This is a genomic window from Photobacterium profundum (assembly GCF_003026285.1).
GTDB lineage: Bacteria > Pseudomonadota > Gammaproteobacteria > Enterobacterales > Vibrionaceae > Photobacterium > Photobacterium profundum.
This window is the reverse complement of the sequence record NZ_PYOD01000012.1, coordinates 34,823-54,670: the sequence shown is the minus strand read 5'-3', so window position 1 is coordinate 54,670 and position 19,848 is coordinate 34,823. Positions and strand designations below refer to the sequence as shown.

Here is a 19,848-nt window from a genome sequence, read left to right as displayed (position 1 = left end):
TCAACATGAAAATTGCAATCGTAACAGCTTGTCCTAGTGGCATTGCCAACAGCGTAATTGCTGCTGGCTTATTAGAAAAAGCAGTAGCAGAGCTAAAATGGAATGCTGACATTGAGTGTCAGTCAACGGTTACAGCTGCTACATCACTAACAACAGAACAAATTAAAGCGGCTGACTACATTGTGATTGCCGCGAGCACAGCAGTTGACACATCACGTTTTGCGGGTAAAAAAGTCTATCAATCTGCGGTGTCTGCTTGCTTCTCAGATCCAAAAGCCTATTTAGAAACTGCTATTGATAAAGCAGCTGTGTTGTCAGCATCTGAACTAAGTGCAGAAGCTGCTGTTAGTCATACATCTGGTAAGAAGAAGATTGTTGCTATTACAGCGTGTCCTACTGGTGTTGCGCACACATTCATGGCGGCTGAAGCGCTTGAGCAAGAAGGTCAGCGCCAAGGTTATGATATTAAAGTTGAAACACGGGGGTCGGTTGGTGCTAAAAACCAATTAACCAATGAAGAAATTGCAGCTGCCGATCTTGTGATCATTGCAGCTGATATCGAAGTGGATTTAGCCCGTTTTGATGGTAAAAAGCTGTATAAGACAAGTACAGGCTTAGCACTGAAGAAAACGAAGCAAGAAATGGACAAAGCCTTTGCAAGTGCCTCGGTATACAAACACGAAGCGGGCAGTGCATCTTCTAGCGACCAGACGCAAGAAAAGGCAGGCGCATATAAACACCTTATGACGGGTGTATCGCACATGTTGCCATTGGTTGTTGCAGGTGGTTTATCTATTGCTCTCTCTTTTGTTTTTGGTATCGAAGCCTTTAAAGAAGAAGGAACATTAGCAGCGGCACTAATGACAATCGGTGGTGGTTCAGCCTTCGCATTAATGGTTCCAGTGCTTGCCGGATTTATTGCTTTCTCTATTGCTGATCGCCCGGGTTTAGCACCTGGCTTAATTGGCGGTATGTTAGCGAGTTCAACGGGAGCTGGTTTCCTTGGCGGTATTGTTGCAGGTTTCCTTGCTGGTTACAGTGCGAAGTTCTTAGCCGATAAAGTGAAGTTACCGCAATCGATGGAAGCCCTTAAACCTATCTTGATTATTCCGCTTGTTGCGAGTTTAATCACCGGTTTAATCATGATTTACGTTGTTGGTGGCCCTGTTGCTGCAGCAATGACTGGCTTAACTGAATTCTTGAATAACATGGGTTCTGCAAACGCAGTGCTGCTGGGTATTATTCTTGGTTGCATGATGTGTTTCGACCTTGGTGGCCCAGTAAACAAAGCGGCATATACATTTGGTGTGGGTCTATTAGCGTCACAAACGTATGCACCAATGGCAGCAGTAATGGCGGCGGGTATGGTGCCTGCAATGGGCATGGGGTTAGCAACATTCCTTGCGAAACGTAAGTTTAACTCAAGTGAGTCAGAAGCGGGTAAAGCATCATTTGTATTGGGTCTTTGCTTTATCTCTGAAGGTGCAATTCCTTTCGCAGCGCGCGATCCAATGCGTGTAATCCCATGTTGTATGGCTGGCGGTGCGTTAACCGGTGCATTATCTATGTTGTTTGGTGCAAAACTAATGGCACCACATGGCGGTCTATTTGTTCTGCTTATTCCAAATGCTATTAGCCCAGCACTTCTGTATTTAGTGGCGATTGCTGCAGGTACATTGGTAACCGGTATTAGCTATGCACTCTTGAAAAAATCAGACCAAGAGCAATTAGCTGCAGCATAAAATGTAATGTGTAAGTAAGATTTAAAAGCCTCAGATAATCTATTAGTCATTAATAGTCTCTGGGGCTTTTTTATGCGTATAAATAAAACCAAGAATATGCACGTAAGTTCTTCGGTAATAATAAAATTATATGCTTAAGTGTTAAATATAATCATTGTTAATATATGTGTTTTTGAGGGAGATATTTAACATATTCATCTTCTAATTATACTCAGTAAAATAATAACTTATGTATTAATGTCAATGTGAATAATGGAGTTAATGTTAGTTGTTATTATATCTCTTACGAAAAAAGAGAGAGTTATACGTTTAGTGTGAAATATGTTTAGGTTAGGTTTTCTAGTTGTTAAATGTATGTTTTCATTGTATTTGATTATTGGTTTTTATGCTGGAAAAGTAAGATCTAGTGCAAGCTTTTTAAAACTGAGAATACCTTCTAAACAACTTAATCGTATAGTAAATGGCGAGTGCAATTAATTGCACTAGAAATATTAGTAAAGGTAAGTGATTTTTCTTTTAAGGAGAAATATGGAAATATTAGCCGCATCCTCAAAAAAAGAAAATGTAGTGTTTGATTACACGTTATTCTTATCTGCGTCTTGTAAGCATCGATTCACTTTTTTAGATGCGATAAAAGCGTGTATACCTGCGTTTGAGATATCATGGAGGTCATCTCTACCTAGCGGGTTAAGTGTTTCTGAACAGTTGCAAATGCAAGCATTAAAAGTGCTTTCTACCAATGTGAGTGATGCCAGTAATCTTGTACGCTTGTTGCGTTTAGCGCGCTCAGAGCACATTGATGAGATTGTGATTTCTTTGCCATATTCTTTGGATGAAGAACAATTATTATTAATCGAAGAGAAGTCGGGTTGCCACATTGGCTTTATAGAAGACAATAATGAACAGTTACGAGTCAGTATTTGATTAATGCTCTAATGCCAAATTAGTATTTATAGATAAAAGAAAAGCCAGTTTTAAGCTGGCTTTTTTGTGTCTGCTATTTTAGAACGAGTAAAATTAACAGAATTATAAGATACCCGTCCAAAGCATACCGACTGCAAAACACGCAGCAACGGTGAGCATACTAGCCGCCGCTTTTTCTTTCCCAACGAATACTTTTACGCCTTGTTCACGTTTAGCTTTGACGTAGAAATACAAACCAGGAAGGTAAAGTAATGCAGAAAGTAGCAGGTAATTTAAGCCCGAAGCATATAGAAGCCATAAGCCGTAACTACTTGCACAAATCCCAACAAATAACAGCGAACCGCGATTTTTAGTCTGGATAGCTAGCTGCAATGTATATGCACCAACGAAGAAATAAGGCACTAAGATCATTTCAGAAGCGATGGCTAGTAGGGTGTCATATGTTCCCCCTGCGTACATCACGAAAAATAAAGAAACTTGAATGCAGACGTTCGTTAATAATAGAGAGTTTACAGGGCTTCCTGCTGTATTCAGAGTAGCAAAACACTTAGGAAACATCTTATCTTTAGCGGCAAGGTAGGGCGCTTCAGAGGCTAGTACAGTCCAGCTTAAGAATGCTCCGCATACCGAAATTAACAAACCACAACCTATAATAACACCACCCCAAGGGCCTAAGATATGCGTGAGCACTTGTGCCATTGATGGGTTCTTATAGGTCGCCAATTCTTGAGTAGTAATGACACCCATAGAAAGCAGCGTTACCAGTACATAAATAGATAGAGCGGTTAATAAGCCAAGAATGGTTGCTCTACCAATATCTCTACGGTGTCTTGCGCGGCTCGAAACAACCACTGCGCCTTCAATACCTATGAAAACCCAGACGGTAATTAGCATGGTGCTTTTTACTTGGGAAAGTAGATCATGCTCTTCACCAAAATGAAGCCCAGTAAAATCAAAAATAAAGGTGTCCCACTTAAATGCTACAAAGGCAAAAGCAATAAACATAAAGAGGGGAACAAGTTTTGCGATGGTTGTTACCATATTAATAATGGCTGCAGTTTGAATACCACGAAGAACTAAAGCGTGTACAAGCCACAATAAAATGGAGGAGCCCGCAACAGCAAGCCAGGTATTTCCTTCGCCAAATAAAATCATATCGGGTTGATCGAAAAACATACCTAGCGTGCTGAAGACGATCACTAAATAAGAAACGTTGGCAAGCATTGCGCTTAGCCAATAACCCCATGCAGAACAGAAGCCAATGAAATCACCAAAACCTGCTTGTGCGTAACCAAAGACGCCACTTTCAATTTCTGGTTTTAAATGGGAAAGATGTTGGAAAGCGAGGGCGAGAAAAATCATGCCTACACCTGTAATGCTCCAACCAATCATTACAGCTGCTGGGCTAGCCACTGAAGCCATGTTTTGAGGAAGGCTAAAAACGCCCGCACCAATCATAGAGCCTATTACCAGTGCGGTCATCGCACCTAAACCAAGTTTATTATCCAAAATAAAATCCGGTGTATATAACTATAGGTCGTAGATAATAAAGCATTTCATTGTGCTTTTTTGGTAAATTTCAGAAATTATGTGACATTGATTAACTTAATAGCAGTGGATAACCCTTTTCATTGCTACAGATCAAAAGTTTAATCAGATATTTTGATTAAACAACAACACTATTCGTTTTTTCTAGCACTTATCGCGAATTAATGAAGGGTAACCTTATGTTTTGTTGCGTGATTAATAACGAAAGCGAGTGTTTGACCTTGTTCTGATGCTTGGCGAATAGCATCTGTTTGGAAGCTAGTAATGTTACCCGCCGCTATAACTGCACTGCAATTGCCACTAATTAATGCTTTTGTCATCAACGCTTGATTATCTAACGACTTTTTATTTTTTAAGACTAGCACCTTACTAATATTAACGCCTGCGTTTATAAGAAGCTTTTTATCAATCATTGCTTCGTCGCCAATGAACATAATCCAACGGCTCTGCAAGCTTGCCTGCTTTAATAAACGTAGAAAGTAGGCGAGTTGAGTTTGCGACTCATCGGTAAATGAAACATCAATTGGGCATTTAACCGACTGGTATTTAGGCATGGTAGAGTTTGTTGTAAAGGTTGATTTATATGCCTGAGAAGCAGTAACCGATTGTAGGTTATTCAATAATGCTGTCATGGTTTGTCATCCTTATACCAGTGGTTAATTAGTACTGTGTATCTATACTGTACTGTATGAATGCACAGTAGTGTTATTTAGGCTGGGATGCAAGTATTTTTTTGTGTCAGTTCCAGTCTCATTTGGGATTTTGTATAGGAAAATGAGATTATGGTTTTCTTATTATTGTATTGTTTTTTATGATCTTATTAAAAAAATGTTGTTTTTCTGAAAATCAACTTGTTCAGTTTAGATAAAGTAAAAACTAGAAAATGAGAGTCTAGAAACTTGAGTTACTTCACGCCTGCTGAGTGGACTATATAGTGAATGATCAGTATTACGTGAAGATTTGTCATTGCTAGTGGTCAGAACTTAATCAAATTAGATCCCGCGACGCACATAATGGGTTAAGAGCGTGATTTTCCTTCTTGCTTAGCCTTACATATCCCATAGATTTCAATGTGGTGAACCTCTGCTATGCCAGACGATGCTTAAAAATTGCGCATTTAGTGTTTGTTGACTTATAAGTCGGTAGTTAATGCCTAATTAATTAGACCCCCATCAAGTTACATATCAAATGACTACCGATTCTTCGAAGGGGAATGAAAAATAAATCTTGAAAAGTATGATGCTGACCATATGTACAGTGTGTGTTAACTTGGTTATGGAGTTCTAAAAGATGGCTGTTGATTGCTCGTTAGAAATGAATTGATATGAAAAAACTTAGGGGGTTGAGGTGAGTGGTCAAATAAAACAGGTGGCAGAAAAGCTCATTCCTCATATGGAAATGTTGAATGCTCATTTTGAAGAGAGTAATTCAAGGTTTAACTCGTTAATGGGAAAAGGTCATGATGATTTAGGGCGGGTACTGAAATGCCATCTTATCATTGAGTATTATCTAAATTTGTATCTTTCACATCAATATGGAATAAGTGATATCGACCAAATCAGACTATCATTTGCTCAAAAAGTTAATTTGTTACCGAAGCAGGGAAATGCCGTTGTCTATGTAAAAAAGGGCATCGAGAGAATCAATAAAATTCGGAATCGTTTTGGTCATAAATTGGATGCCTCAATCTGTGAAGGCGAGCTCAACGAAATAGATGACGTTTTAAAAGTTATGCGACCTGAAACCAAAGATTTGTCTCCAATCGAGCGCATTGAAAATTTCACAGCTACGGCTTGTACATTTCTGATCGTACAACCTAAAGAAATCGAAGAAATTTATGCTGATGCCTTCAATTTATTTTTAGCAGAAAAGACCAATAACAATGCTGGTTAAGTAGATTCACAATTGCTTGAACATAACATTTGAAAAACGTCTCGCGGATAAATAAGCAAAAAGGTCACGTCCATGGCCTTTTCTCTAACATACTTATGTCCAGAGGCGAGCCAACGCGATCTTGGTGAGCACATGATCACTGTCTGACACGCTCTTGCCCCATTCCTTGCTAGGGATACAGCTAGCCAGTTAACCGCAGCATTGCTTTTCTTATTGAAGCTAGGATCCGGCTCCATTCAATTCGCCCCCTGTTAATAAACGAAACGCTTGCGGATGAACGGCTAGGGATGCCAATTCGCCGATTTCAACTTACTGAATAATTTTCAGTCCATTCGGGTAATAAAGGTTTGCTCGTCATCCACAAAAGCAACAAAGCCGCCATAATAGATAAACATCCTACCACGCCCCTCAACTAGGCAGGCAAGCTGTGGGTTCAAATCTTCTTCGTTATCCTGGCTTTGAAAAGTGCCGGTATCGGTGATTACGCCGCTGAGTGTAGGCAAATATCCATAAGTGCGCTTGGCTTGATCAATCAGGTTCAATTCGCTGGCGGTAGAGAAGCAAAAGGGGATCGCACCGGCTTCTTCGATAAATATAGTTTTCAGTTCTTCAAAAGCTGTAATCACCAGCCAGTCGATGCCGTTAACATGATGGATAAACATAGAGTTTCTCGTTAATTCTGATGCGGAGATTTTATCACTATCAGGGGCAGAACGTAGTAGAGATTTAGTTGCTAAAGGCGGTAATTCTGTGCCATTTCCGGACATTAACTAGGCTAACTTGAAACACGTTTTTGCCCCTTTCTTTGTTAGTGCCATTACTCATTCATAGCCTGTTAATGTGTATTTACCATATTTTAATTAATACTATGGGACAATCAAATGCAGTAACGCAGCTATATTCTGCGCAAAACCCTAAGATCGTGACCAATATTTCTTGGCCACTACAATATTCTTGCAACTATAAATGGTAGTTTTGTTTAATAATTGAGATGGGATTTATGGTTAAACCTTTGATTGTCAACGAAAAAATTGACGAGATATTCAAGGGGCCAGATGGTTTGGGGGTTGAGAGACGATCCTATGTTATGGGAATAGCTCAAAACCTCATTGAAGCGAGAACCTTTGCCCTTAACTGCCTCTGAGTTTATCCAAAGGATTGAATCTCACCTATGTGAGTTTGGTATTGATACTGATTCTAACAAAGAAAGTATCGACTTTTCGGAGTCATTCTATATCAAAGCGTTTGATATAGGGGGCATGTCAGGTGGTCAAGTTTCTATCTCATGGTGGCGAGCAGAGGGGATGCCACTGATTAAAGAGAGACTATCTGGAATCGAATTTGAGGGCACTTCATTTGATGGGCGTCCAGAAACTGTTGCTTCCTCACACCCGACAAATATCGGCGTCAAAAGCAAAGCAATATTTAACGACTTTACCAATAAGCCAAAAACAAAGGACTGGTTTAGTGTAAGACCACATATGGTCTACTTGTTCGAACATGTCTTTAATCAGTTATGTGCGATATATAATCCAGATAAACTCAGCACACAGTTTATCCGCTCGCAAAACAAGCATCTTCCTCATCTTCTTTTCAACCTAAACGCCAAAACTCAGGAGATAGCTGACAATCCTGATTCGGAGTTTGGGAATGCTATTTGGATCAAGCCTCGTTACAACAGCAGAAAGCCAACAGATCAGTACATAATTCATGTTGAAATAGCGATCACGTTTAAAGAACATCAACATCATTTCATCTCTTTTCACAAAGGTATTAAGGGGTTAATTGAAGCTATTCAGAGGCACAAGTTTAAGAATTTTGTTTTCACCGATAAAGTGTAGGGGAAAGAATTTGTTGAAGTTATGACGGATAATATAGCTAGTGATCACTTAGAGCTGATTACACAACTTAACAAAGTTTTATCTGACTCGTTTTCACGTTTTCCAAGACGCCAAAATGACTACCGCCGTCTTATCCATGAAATGGAGAAAAAGCATAATATAACTGGTGTGAAATATCCTGCTGCGAATTGCGTGGCATCGCATATCAAACCACTAGCGCAGTGTGAAGTCTACGAAGAAGCCCATGATAAATTTAATGGATTGTGGCTGGACAAAAGAATGGATCAGCTTTTTGATAAGGGCTATATCACATTTACCGACGAAGGTGTGGTGATTATCGGGTCTCAATGTTGTGATGAACGACTTAATCGTCTTGGTTTACCAAGAAACGAAATTCATCACATTTCACCATTACTATCCGAACAGCGGAGCTACATGCAATATCACAGAGAATATGTTTTTAAACCTTAGCTCAAGAAAATATCCAAAGGCGTGCCAGCGCGAACATCGTTAGTACGCTTATGCCCCAAAGTTTGTTAGCACAGATATTGCACTTTCATTTGAACTATTTTCCAGTCATTGTTTATCGAATGGTTAAGTAAACTCAGATTGTGAGCCTAGGAATGGTATTTCACTCCCTCATATGATGTGTAAGTTTTACGGCAACATCCTGTAAATTACGCTGATTGCTCTTTTTAGCCAGCATTAGAGCTATGATAGGGCGCTATTCTCAGATACTTCTTCATGGAGCCATTGGGTAAATGCTTGAATACGTTCCTTTCTTGGGGAGCTAGGGTCAATACACAGATTCACTTGCACTCCGGGTGTCATCCCTATATCGAATGGTTTAACAAGAAGCCCTCGCTCAATGAGATCGCCAGCTAGGCTGTCGGTAGCCAAGCAAACACCATGCCCAGCCATTACCGTAGTAAGGCCCATATCAAATGTACCCACTGTCATCCATTGAATATCATTTCCCTCAGTTGAAACATTAGCTTGTTCGAACCACAAATCCCAAGGAAAGCAGCCACTTCCAAAGGATATTAGCCAACATTTTAAGAGGTCTTCTGGTTTACTAAGTTTGATAGAATTCGCGAGTTTTAGGGAGCAATAAGGGTAAACAGGTTCGTTCATAAGTACTTCATGCGATAAACCATCTTCTATACAAAGGTTCTCGCCTTGTATGATTGCGATATCAACTTCACCAAGCTTTAAGTTCGGAGCATCGCTACTAGCTAGTACTTTGATTGGAATTTCAGGGTGCCTTAATGAGAATTTCCATAATCTAGGTAATAGCCACCGCGAAGCAAATGAAGGAGGGCTTCCTACGACTAATACGCCCTCAAAAGGTTCTGATTTAATTTGATTTAAACCGCTTAAAATGGATTTGAAACCACAAGAGACATGTTTTAGTAACGTCTGCCCCTTCTGGGTAAGCGTCATTTCTCGTCCCTTTCGAATAAAGAGCTTACATGCGAGTTGCTCTTCGAGTTGTCTAATTTGTTGACTAACAGCAGCTTGGCTTACGAAGAGTTCTTCAGCTGCTTTGCTGTAGCTACTTAGTCGTGCAGCAGCTTCAAAGTACCTTAGACCTGAGAGGTGTCGCAATCGGTTATCCATAATCTCTGCTTATAGTTGGTGTTAGTAATGGTTGTTGGCTTATTTATCTGCATGTTTTCATAATAATGACAAATTAAAGAAGAAAAAAGGTGATAAAGTGAAAGTTGTATGGAATTGGAAGGAGAACATTAAGGATATAATGGCTTACTTCAAGGGGGGAAGTGAAAAAAAAATTGCTTATTCGCGAACTAAACTTATTCTCGTAGAACAGTTAAGTAGTCACCTTCAAAAGGATCTGGGTCTAGAAGCGGAACATACCGAGGAAAAGGACTACTCGAAGTTTCTATAACGTAGGGTTATATAATGCTTTGGCATATGTACTTACATAGTTTGTAGCGGACGAGTAAAGTCGGTCACTGTTTTGTAGTTAACTAGCGAGTTTGACATAGAAAAAGTTATCTGAACTTTGGACATCATCCGTACTTCGTAACTCGAAATTGTCCATTAATGATTTAGTTAGATTGTTATAAACTGATTTTTCCTGCTTAAGTTAGAAAACTTTCTTGCAAAGATTCGTGTGGTTCTAAATGGCTCCAAGAATTTTTAATATATAAATATGGGTTAAGCTTTATATTTTCTCATATCTCTTAGTACACTAAGATGTTCGAATTAAGCAAAGTGAACACATCTCTTGAGAAAGGCTGTGTTTGATGAGAATACAATTGAAGTGGTTGCGATTCGTTGAAATAAGAAAAGGTGCCAAGGGCACCTTTTTAAAGTTTAGTTAGCGTTAAGCTTCTGCCATTGCATTACTTTCTTCTTTAACTCGTTGCGTATATCGCTGCTGACTTAAGGCTAGCGCATGCTGGTACAAGGCGATGTCGACAAAATCATTCTGAACCACGACTGGCCCATTTTGTTTTGCGATTGCTTCTACCGTGTCTGGCTGTGTCAGCCAAGTGTAGGTGGCATGATCGAAGGTGGGTTTGGTAGCTTGGAGTAAGTTGCCGGTACCGGAAAACACTAAATCGTTTAACCAGGCTGTGACGTGCAGGGCGATTTGGCTTTTGTAGTGTTTCAGAGCAGCCGAACCCGTATTTTGCAGTTGGAGTACCGTATATTGGTACTGGGCATTTTTCTGCACAGTGCTGTTTAGGGCTGTAATGACAGCAGAGGGATCATTCAACGAGGCAGAATAATCCTCATCATTATAACTGTCATTCACATTACTGGCGCCAAACAATACGATAAGCCGTTTCCCCTTAGCGACTTGGCTTAAGGTTAATTCATGGAAACTATCTAGGCTGTTTGTTACTTGATAACCAACAGACGGAGATACGCTAGCCTGTAAACACGCTTCGACCTGTTCTTGATTGAGAGGCGTAAAGTTGTCGGTGTCGATACCGGATTTGGCAATGCGGACAATCGCAAATTCGTTGCTGTTTTCTTTGAGGTATTTGTCGATATCGGTTAGGAAATCATTAAATACTACGCCGGGAATAAAATTGTGTAAGTGGTAGGTTTGGTTCATGGAGAACACATTACCGCCATAGGCCGGACGGAAGTCAAAGTAGCGGGTACCAGTAACAAGCTGGGTATACGCATTATCTTTTTGTGTCAGTGATAAGTTAGCCAGCAACTGTTCACCGGCCTGCGTCCCGACCAACTCTAGGCTTGCTAGCACTGGGTTGGAATCGAGCATTTTTTGAATTGCGATTTTAGGATCATTGATATGTATTTCGTACATACCGGCATCATGGGAGCCACTTAATACTAAATCTCTGAATCTGAAATCCGGATTCTGTTTGGCTAGCGTTGTCATCCATTGCTTATTGTACTCACCCGCATAAATATAACTTTGGTTTCCTAGTGGAAGGGCGGCATGCGAAACGCCATAGTTCATCATGTAGGGTTTGCCATCCCCTTCGAATTGAATGGTGGTTTGTTTAAGTACGTCATTGCCTTCAATCGCGCTGGTGATCCTGTTTAGCTTAAACAAGACATTCTGATACTGACTATTATTGGAGCTCAAAAGTTGTAGATGAAAGTCGCGGTGGGTAGGTGCAGTACCTGTTGTATCAAAGGCGTAGCCACTTTGCATCGTACCTATGCTGGGTAAGAGACCTGAATGATAGGGGAAGGGGTGAAGTGCGTCTCCTTCAAGATCAAAACGTGGGGTCAGTGATTCCGTATTGGTCGATGTCCACAAGTCAAAACCTTTACCTTCGCTGATTGTGTTGGCATCTGCCACATTGAATTCATCGCTGCCTGATGTAGTAATGAAATATACATTGTCGAGGTAGGCTGATTTGTTGTTGGCTCTCGCTGAAATAGTATTTCCAGCCATATGCCAGTTATTGGTGGTTGCATAATGGCCTTGACCAATGCAGACGTCAAAGCGCTGACTGCCAATGGATAGCGTACCTTTAACGGCAAAATTTAACTTCTCTGGGCTATTGCTGCCGCGGGCTGTATGAACCATGTGGCGAGTGTTGTTATTAACGGATTTTTTGTACCAGCTGGCAACGTCCTGATTGCCGTTTCGGCTAACGTCCACGGTGAGAGTGAGTTTTCCTTTGCCTCCTGAGACTGAAATCTTGCCTAAATCAATGATTTTGTCTTTTTTGATCCTTGAGTCTGTAACAATGAAATCAACATGCTGGTTTGCAGCCTGACCACTAAATGAAAAGGTAACCTGATTTTTACTCATAGCATTCCTAGCCTTTGGGTTATTGATTTTAATTGGTGTGGTTTACTTACCTCATGATGGAGGTGTGCAATGAGTGTATGCAATGTTATGCATTGGTGCCTGTATTTTTGTTATGGTTAGCACAATACCTTGCTCATCAGCTTGTTGCTGTTATGAATAAAACGCTCTTCAAGAAGGGGAGATATGAGTTGTTTATCTTACTTGAATGCCGAAGAGTGCTCCCACAAAGAGTGTGTGATGGACTGTGTTGCTCATGGTTTATGGCGGTTTTGTTGTCTAGCTACTTGAAATTGATCAAATTTTATTAGTTTACTGTTTATTTTCTGATCGTATTTTAAAAGCATTTACTGTTTGATGGTTGTTTTAATAGATAGTAATCGCCTAAATTATTAAACTTTCATTAAGTTGCATATCAAACTCGGTTGGTATCATACTGTCTACATTTTTCTGGCACGAATACGTGGACGTACCGAAGGCGGTAGCGTACTTAATGTCATTCATGATTGACGTCGTTATATGCTGATTTAGTGAGGATATACGAATTCATTTCGTAGAATAAAATGTTAGGTTTTTGAGTGGCTCAAGTGGGAGAAAATATGATTTCTGTTGGTTACATGTATAAGTTAGCTTCTGAACACTCAATCAATTTAAAGGGGATGACTTTATTCTACTATGAAGTGTATGAAAAGCAGTGGGACTATGACGACTCTTGGGTAGAATTTTTCCCGAGGAATCCTTTCCCACAAACGTTGAAGTCCCTAAATCAAAAGTTTCTTTAGGGTTTGATATAGTCACGTATGCGAACAATGCTTCGGCAGAATGTTCTCCGCTTTCGTGTAACCGTATGGCTGAAGTAATTGACACGACCGAACATTGCTTATTGAAGACCCTGCAATCAGCTATAGATCTAATTGAGCAAGAAGAGTTTAGTCATTGTGAGCCTGGTCCGTATCGAATAGTTGAGGTGTTTAAATGTGAGAAAACCTAACAAAAACATCAAGTTGACACGTTTTGCTCCGCAGTTTTGGTGTGGAATTCAATGTGTTTTGTTTGTTGATCGTGGTGTAACTTATGTTAGACGTTATGTTTTCGAGGGAATATGAATATACAGCAGGTTACTTGGGAAGAGGCATTACCACTTAGGCGTCGTGTTTTGTGGCCAAATAAGTCGGTGTCATTTTGTAAAGTTAAGGGCGATGAATCAGCGACTCACTATGGTGCATTTATCAATGGGGAGTTGGTTTGTGTTGCGTCAGTTTATATTGATGGTAACGAGGCTAGATTACGAAAATTCGCAACTTTACATGAGCACCAGGGAAAAGGTATTGGTTCAAAAGTCATTGAGTATATTGTTCTCAATTTGAAATGTTTGAATGTTTGAATGTTAGATATTTTTGGTGTGATGCGCGTACAACAGCCCTAGGTTTTTACCAAAAATTTGGGTTAGAAGTCGAGGGTTGTGAATTTGATAAATCAGGTGTTTCATATTATAAAATGTCAGTTCAGTGGCATTAAAAAGTATAAAAATAACAATCGCATCAACACGATGTTTATTACATTCGGCGGTTTTGGTTTGAAGAGTAATTGGTTTGGATAAATCAGGGTTAGCACGTGTTATGCCAGCGTTATAACGCAGGAGATTTATGAGCAAACAAGACATATCTCAAATGGGTTCGGCTAGAGTTTCTATTGAGGTGCTTGAAGGGGTAGATTGTGTACTTAAGCAAGGTGCATCAGACGTTGAGATTAACTTCTACCAGTCAGCAGCCCCTAATTTAGCTGGAGTTAACATTCCGAACTTAGTCAAGCTCGATGGACGGAATTTATTTATAGAACGTATTCCAAACAGTATCTCGCTGAACAAATTGCAATCGAATCCTAAAGTGTGTGAGCAATTGGCAAGTCTTCATCGCTCTCAATATGTTCCATCTTTCCCTGTTAAAAAACATGAATGGACTAATGTAGCTACAACTGAAGCTCTCAGCATATTAGATCTACCCGAGAGTGCGCAGTCTTCAATAAAATTAATGCAGTCGTTATCTAGCTGCATATTTGAATGTTCAGGACTAATATCGGGTGATACCAATGATGGTAATTGGGGCACTAGAGCCAATGGGGAGCTTGTATTATTTGACTGGGAGCGTTTCGGTCATGGAAGCCCTGCGATTGATTTGGCACCTTTAGTCAGTGGACTAGGGGCAGTTTCTGAATATGAGTTAATCATTCGGCAGTACAGTCAGTATAATTCATCGTTGCCGGAAGCAGAGCTAATGAAGGATCTGATAATAGCTAAATGTTGGATAATCATTGAGGTGGTCAACATATTGGTTAGCCGGAATAACCCAGAAACAACCAAGTACATTAATTGGTATAGAAGTAATGTTCCCCAATGGTTAGCATCGGTGGCAAATGCGTTATAACAAGCGCTTCAAGCTGATTTGCAACGCGTGGCATTTTTGGTTCAAAATGCCACTGTGTTTACGGTGCAATGCAGAATGTTCGGTTTTGTTGCTCAAAGCTTAAGCGGACGTTATGCATTACTTTTACTCAGAATATAAGGATAGATATGAGCGTTCAAAAAGTGGCAGTGATTACAGGTGGCGGACGAGGAATTGGTGCCGCAACAGCTCAACTTTTTGCGAGAAAAGGGTATGCTGTATGTATCAACTATAAATCTAATTCAGAATCCGCGAATAAATTAGCTCAAGCAATAATAGCGGAAGGTGAAAAGTGTATTACTGTTCAAGCTGACGTTTCTTGCGAAGATGATGTCATTCGAATGTTTTCTACCGTCGATAGAGAATTAGGTTCACTATCTGTCCTTGTTAATAACGCGGGTATCTTGAAAAAACAATCACGTTTAGAAGATATGACAGCTGCTCGGATTAATTCAATATTTACAAATAATGTCACGAGTTACTTTTTATGTTGTCGAGAAGCAGTAAAACGAATGTCTACACGGCATGGTGGCTTCGGTGGCGTAATTGTTAATGTATCTTCTGGCGCTTCACGTTCAGGCTCTCCAAATGAATATATTGACTATGCTGCATCTAAAGGAGCAATTGATACTTTAACTAAAGGCTTATCATTGGAAGTTGCAGCGGAAGGTATTCGAGTTAATTGTGTACGTCCTGGATTAATTCATACTGAAATGCATGCTGATGGTGGAGAGCCTGAGCGAGTTGAAAGGTTAAAGAGCATAATTCCACTTCAAAGAGGTGGAGAACCTGCTGAAGTGGCAGAGGCAATTTATTGGTTAGCATCAGACAAGTCATCATTTTCTACAGGGAATTACTTGGATTTAGCTGGTGGGCTGTAATGCATAACAAATGCATCAACACGATTTTCTACATTCGGCATTCTAGGTGTGCCTTTAGTTTCAGAGATTAAGGCAGTAAAATTCAACTTAACCTGCATTGTAGTAAACGTGTTATGCAGGCTACATGGACTCCTCCGGTTGCCAACAACAGCGTCAGAGAATGCTAGGTTTGGGACTGCCGCTCTTCATTCGTTAGAAGGCTTTTTATTGCCCGCCTGCATATCAGGTTTTCCCGCAAATAGTCTTAACCATACATCATCATTGGCTATTGCAATGACCCGGTGAAGCTTGTTACTTCATTTTAAATGTGATTCTACAACTGTTAGTTTTTAATCGGTCCGTAGTCGGTACCGTGGCGGAGTAACGACCAGATAATTCGTGCATTTTTGGCTGTTAGTGCCACGGTCGCCCGTTTGAAGCCTCGTAGTTCAACGAGGCCTTTACACCACAGGCTTCCATCCCGATGATTGCCGGTGGGATATTGACAAAAGTAGTTAAAACTTTAGACCGCATTATTATTTTTTGAATCAACATGTTGCCTACAGAATCTTCGCCGTGGATACTAAAGCTATGTTTGGCTAAATCAATACCATTCGTTAAATACTTTAAGGGTTCTAAAAGGAAAATACTTTGATTCAGTTTAAACAAGTATCAGCAAAGTTAGCCCCAATGGAATTACTACTTGAAGCTGATCCTTCTGAAATGTGCATCAAAAAATATTTAGATGGCTCAGATTGTTTTGCTGCATTTGATGGTGACGTAATAGTTAGTATTTGCGTAACTAAACCGTTGAACGAATCAACTTCTGAAATCTATAATGTTGCAACAGCTCCGGAGTATCAGAAAAAGGGTATTGGTTCAAAGTTACTTCAATTTGCATTAAAAGAATTATCTATAATTGGTTTCAGTAACGTTGAACTTGGTACGGGCACTTTTGGGTATCAATTATCGTTTTATCAGCGGTACGATTTTAGAGTGGATTCTATTTTACAGGATTTCTTTCTCGATAATTACGATGAACCAATCTTTGAAAATGGTATTCAGCATAAAGATATGTTGCGGTTAGTGTGTAGATTACGCTGAATCGCATTTAAAAAACATCAAGTTGATACGTTTTACTCCGCAGTTTTGGTATGGAGTTCAGTGCGCTTGTTGAGCTAGCTATGGTGCAACTTATTATTGCAAAAATAAATTAAGAGGGTTTCATGGAAGAACAGTCTCAAGTCTACTTGGATAAGTATCTCAGTTCACTTTCTGAAACTGAGCGTAAAAAGTATCAATCACTCAGTTCAGACTATTTTTGTGCTGATGAACAGAATGCCAATCTGTGTGCTGAGTTAATCCGAATTGGTCAAAAGACAGCAACTTGTAGCCTAAATGTTTGGTATGAATCTGGTGAAGAACCAATGCCAACAGTTGGACATTTACAAGTGGTTGTTGATTGGAATGGTAGGCCAGTTTGTATCATCGAGATTGATTCAGTTGAAACATGTAAATATAACGAAGTCACCGCAGAATTTGCTTATGCAGAAGGTGAGGGCAACCGTTCACTGAAATGGTGGCGTGAAGCTCATTGGCGTTTCTTTGCTGCTGAATGTTCAGAGTTAAATATCGAGCCTAATGAGGACATGATTCTTGTATTGGAACGATTTCATGTCGTTTATCAATAGGTAATATAACAAATGCATCAACACGGTTTACTACACTCACCATTGTGGGTTTGTCTTTAGTTTTGATTTTTAGGCATTAAAATTCAACTAAATTTTCATAGTAGTAAACGTGTTATGCATTCGTTGGTATAGCTCTCCATGTCAAGCAGCATGTGCAAAATCGTACTCAAGTAAAGCCAGAACCATGATATCGGTGAGAGATGAGCTGACGTCTTAAATGAAGCCAGTAACTTTCGACGATTAACATGCTGGTATTCGTGGATTACTGATTATTGTAATCAGTCTTACCTACCTTACTTATTACGTCGTGGTACCAGTCTTCAGTCTATGCTCGTGGGTCAATTACTTATCGTAGCAGCCAGCCAACGCCTATCGGAGTTTGCATCACTAATCGTTGTTTAGGATCGACGGCGCAATCTTAATTGTGCTTTCCAAGCAATCTCTATGATGTCTTTACTGCATTTCAGCGGAGATCTTAGCGGGATGCAGGTAACTGTGTGCCCCTTCAACTAATAAGCGTCGTGCTCGGTGGTTGCCACGCATAGCTTGAATTGCTTTCACTAAGGGATAGTATCGGCATGTTTTTATATCATGGGGTAATGCGTTATCGATAAGAGTGAGCCACCGCAAGTGCTTTAGAGGCAACCTAAGTTGATTCTTTGTACGTGTCTAAGTCAATGAAAAGTATGTTATGTTTACTCGTGCTAGCCTTCCATGTATGTAAGTTAATCACATACATTATGGCTCGGGCTGTTACAGCGAACCTACGAAGTGGAGGCTAGCACTTCATGGGAGTCATTATGTCTATGTTTCTATGTGGCTCAGTCGAACTAATGAAAGAGAAATGAAAAATGAGTGAATTGGATAAGATGCTATCGGGCGACATTTATGATCCTAGTGATGAAGTGTTATCAGATATGCGCTTAAAAGCCCGAAATCTTACTTTCAAATATAATCAAACGACTCGGATGCAGAAAGATGAGAGGGAAAAAATTCTTCATGAGCTACTTGGGAGTATCGAAGGGAACATAAAAATAGAACCAAATTTTAATTGTGATTATGGGCGAAACATATCCGTAGGTAATAATTTTTATGTGAATTTTGGTTGCGTAATATTGGATTGTGCTGAGGTTATGATTGGAAATAATTGTTTCATAGGTCCTCAAGTCGGCATTTATACTGCTTGTCATCCAATTAACCCTATTGAGAGGAATAGTGGGTCTGAATTTGCCAAACCAATAGTTATTGGTGATAACTGCTGGATAGGAGGGCATGCAACAATCAATCCTGGAGTAATACTAGGTAATAACGTTGTAGTTGCATCTGGCTCAGTTGTTACGAAGTGTTTTCCTGACAACGTAGTTATCGGTGGAAACCCTGCACGCATACTAAAAAAAGTAGAATTATAAAAACATCAAGTTGACACATTTTACTTCGCAGTTTTGGTATGGAGTTGAGTGTGCTTGGTGAGTTAGCCGTGGTGTAACTTATGTTCGGTGTTTTATATTTCAAGGAAAGTGATGAGCATGGAAATCGAATGTCAGGGTGATATGGATCTTGATAATGGCTTAGATGAACACGGTTATGTTCTTAACCGTTGCTCACCCCAAAATATACAAAGAGAATTTCAACCACTTATAGTTGAAAAATTTAATTTACTTGTTTCAACATTCTCAAATCAAATTCATAGTATTTATCTTTACGGCAGTATTGCTCGTGGGGAGGCTGTGCTATACAAATCGGATTTAGATATTTCGGTAATATTTCATTCTCCTTTAGTTTACGCTCAACAATTACAACTAGAACAGCTTGCATCAATCATTTGTCGTGATTTCCCAATAATAAGCAAAGTTGATTTTGATCTCGGACATGTTGATGAGGTGATGGACTCTGTTGAAGAATATCATTGGCAATTTTGGCTCAAACACTGTTGCTGTTGTGTTTGGGGGAACGATTTATCAGTATTCTTCAGAAAACATAGGCCAAGTATTCAAGTTTCTCGTGCTATTAATAGTGATCTCGATTGTATGTTAAAGGCTACTCAAGCCCAGTTGAATACGGATAATGTTGCTGTTAAAGGGAAGTTTATCGCAAAGAAACTAATTCGGACCTCTTACTCACTGGTTGCAGAGATAGACAATAGTTGGCACCAAAGCCTAGAAAGGTGTGCACGAACAGTACTTACCTATGAGGAGGTGCAGAGTGATGGGATCAATCAAGCTCTTGCAATTTTAGATAACGATAATTCGTCAGTAGCTGAGGTTACAGCTTTAATTGACGGTTATGGTCGCTGGTTGGTTAATCGATTTGCTAACGAGTTTGCTAGCAAGAAGAGTTGAACTCTATCTAACGACTCTCACTTAGGGCTACTGCCTTGTATTTTTCAGTGTCCTTTATAATGTCCGCTTTCTCTATTCACAGAGGGGCTACGCCGATGAAGGCAGCGGCGTGATATAGCTAAGTTCTGGCAGGATGCTAATAATAGGTCCAGCAGCGATTTTCTTTTCTGTTTTTCAATCTTCACGTGTCGCAACAAAAGTTCGCACCTGTATTGTGTTTGGCTTCAGCGTTTACTTAGTATTAAGTTCGATGGTAGGTATTATAGCAATAAACATCAGATACAAAAAAACCTGCTAAAAGC

Annotated in this window: 16 protein-coding genes and 3 pseudogenes; 12 read left to right on the top strand and 7 right to left on the bottom strand. The window is 39.9% G+C overall.

Annotated features, from left to right (window positions below; all coding sequences use genetic code 11):
* Positions 1 to 5 precede the first annotated feature (5 nt).
* Complete coding sequence (gene fruA / locus C9J48_RS20720; RefSeq protein WP_006232132.1) at positions 6 to 1,742, top strand: PTS fructose transporter subunit IIBC; 1,737 nt, start codon at positions 6 to 8, stop codon at positions 1,740 to 1,742.
* Positions 1,743 to 2,270: 528 nt separating this feature from the next.
* Entirely contained in the window at positions 2,271 to 2,666 is a 396-nt protein-coding gene (locus C9J48_RS20715; RefSeq protein ID WP_006232131.1) for a RuvC family protein, read from the top strand.
* A gap of 102 nt (positions 2,667 to 2,768) precedes the next feature.
* On the opposite strand, the gene C9J48_RS20710 is transcribed toward C9J48_RS20715, so the two are convergent.
* Both C9J48_RS20710 and C9J48_RS20705 read right to left on the bottom strand, forming a co-directional pair.
* Entirely contained in the window at positions 2,769 to 4,175 is a 1,407-nt protein-coding gene (locus tag C9J48_RS20710; protein ID WP_006232130.1) for a basic amino acid/polyamine antiporter, read from the bottom strand.
* 200 nt (positions 4,176 to 4,375) lie between these two features.
* A complete protein-coding gene (locus C9J48_RS20705) occupies positions 4,376 to 4,846 on the bottom strand; it encodes a cell division inhibitor SulA (RefSeq protein ID WP_006232129.1) in 471 nt (156 codons plus the stop codon).
* A gap of 715 nt (positions 4,847 to 5,561) precedes the next feature.
* Here C9J48_RS20705 and C9J48_RS20700 point away from each other — a divergent pair.
* On the top strand, positions 5,562 to 6,107 hold the full coding sequence (locus C9J48_RS20700; RefSeq protein WP_006232128.1) for a hypothetical protein: 546 nt from the start codon (positions 5,562 to 5,564) through the stop codon (positions 6,105 to 6,107).
* A 323-nt stretch (positions 6,108 to 6,430) separates the two neighbouring features.
* On the opposite strand, the gene C9J48_RS20690 is transcribed toward C9J48_RS20700, so the two are convergent.
* Complete coding sequence (locus C9J48_RS20690) at positions 6,431 to 6,769, bottom strand: hypothetical protein (protein ID WP_036803741.1); 339 nt, start codon at positions 6,767 to 6,769, stop codon at positions 6,431 to 6,433.
* A 462-nt stretch (positions 6,770 to 7,231) separates the two neighbouring features.
* Between C9J48_RS20690 and C9J48_RS20685 the strand changes: the two genes are divergently transcribed.
* Both C9J48_RS20685 and C9J48_RS20680 read left to right on the top strand, forming a co-directional pair.
* Complete coding sequence (locus tag C9J48_RS20685) at positions 7,232 to 7,948, top strand: hypothetical protein (protein WP_006232125.1); 717 nt, start codon at positions 7,232 to 7,234, stop codon at positions 7,946 to 7,948.
* Positions 7,949 to 7,969: 21 nt separating this feature from the next.
* Positions 7,970 to 8,419: an HNH endonuclease gene (locus C9J48_RS20680; RefSeq protein WP_006232124.1), complete on the top strand. Its 450-nt coding sequence runs from the start codon at positions 7,970 to 7,972 to the stop codon at positions 8,417 to 8,419.
* 240 nt (positions 8,420 to 8,659) lie between these two features.
* On the opposite strand, the gene C9J48_RS20675 is transcribed toward C9J48_RS20680, so the two are convergent.
* Both C9J48_RS20675 and C9J48_RS20665 read right to left on the bottom strand, forming a co-directional pair.
* A complete protein-coding gene (locus C9J48_RS20675; RefSeq protein WP_006232123.1) occupies positions 8,660 to 9,568 on the bottom strand; it encodes a LysR substrate-binding domain-containing protein in 909 nt (302 codons plus the stop codon).
* 730 nt (positions 9,569 to 10,298) lie between these two features.
* Positions 10,299 to 12,065, bottom strand: a complete 1,767-nt coding sequence (locus tag C9J48_RS20665; RefSeq protein WP_258191566.1) for a phosphatidylinositol-specific phospholipase C domain-containing protein — start codon at positions 12,063 to 12,065, stop codon at positions 10,299 to 10,301.
* Between the two features lie 1,252 nt (positions 12,066 to 13,317).
* Between C9J48_RS20665 and C9J48_RS20655 the strand changes: the two are divergent.
* The 3 genes and pseudogenes from C9J48_RS20655 (at position 13,318) to C9J48_RS20645 (ending at position 15,537) form a co-directional block, all read left to right on the top strand.
* Positions 13,318 to 13,733, top strand: a pseudogene (locus tag C9J48_RS20655) (GNAT family N-acetyltransferase).
* 128 nt (positions 13,734 to 13,861) lie between these two features.
* The gene (locus C9J48_RS20650) at positions 13,862 to 14,638 is read left to right on the top strand and encodes a phosphotransferase family protein (RefSeq protein WP_006232117.1); all 777 of its coding nucleotides are present in this window, start codon (positions 13,862 to 13,864) and stop codon (positions 14,636 to 14,638) included.
* Between the two features lie 146 nt (positions 14,639 to 14,784).
* Complete coding sequence (locus C9J48_RS20645; RefSeq protein WP_006232116.1) at positions 14,785 to 15,537, top strand: SDR family oxidoreductase; 753 nt, start codon at positions 14,785 to 14,787, stop codon at positions 15,535 to 15,537.
* A gap of 322 nt (positions 15,538 to 15,859) precedes the next feature.
* Here the strand turns inward: C9J48_RS20645 and C9J48_RS28300 are convergent.
* Positions 15,860 to 15,991: pseudogene (locus C9J48_RS28300) on the bottom strand (IS110 family transposase); the annotation flags it as partial.
* A 176-nt stretch (positions 15,992 to 16,167) separates the two neighbouring features.
* On the opposite strand from C9J48_RS28300, the gene C9J48_RS20635 reads away from it, so the two are divergent.
* Both C9J48_RS20635 and C9J48_RS20630 read left to right on the top strand, forming a co-directional pair.
* Positions 16,168 to 16,620: a GNAT family N-acetyltransferase gene (locus tag C9J48_RS20635; protein ID WP_006232115.1), complete on the top strand. Its 453-nt coding sequence runs from the start codon at positions 16,168 to 16,170 to the stop codon at positions 16,618 to 16,620.
* A 122-nt stretch (positions 16,621 to 16,742) separates the two neighbouring features.
* A complete protein-coding gene (locus tag C9J48_RS20630) occupies positions 16,743 to 17,207 on the top strand; it encodes an ASCH domain-containing protein (RefSeq protein ID WP_006232114.1) in 465 nt (154 codons plus the stop codon).
* A 404-nt stretch (positions 17,208 to 17,611) separates the two neighbouring features.
* Here C9J48_RS20630 and C9J48_RS20625 read toward each other — a convergent pair.
* Positions 17,612 to 17,843, bottom strand: a pseudogene (locus tag C9J48_RS20625) (hypothetical protein); the annotation flags it as partial.
* 215 nt (positions 17,844 to 18,058) lie between these two features.
* On the opposite strand from C9J48_RS20625, the gene C9J48_RS20620 reads away from it, so the two are divergent.
* Entirely contained in the window at positions 18,059 to 18,616 is a 558-nt protein-coding gene (locus C9J48_RS20620) for a sugar O-acetyltransferase (RefSeq protein ID WP_006232112.1), read from the top strand.
* Between the two features lie 117 nt (positions 18,617 to 18,733).
* A complete protein-coding gene (locus tag C9J48_RS20615) occupies positions 18,734 to 19,546 on the top strand; it encodes a nucleotidyltransferase domain-containing protein (protein WP_006232111.1) in 813 nt (270 codons plus the stop codon).
* The last annotated feature ends 302 nt before the right edge of the window (positions 19,547 to 19,848 follow it).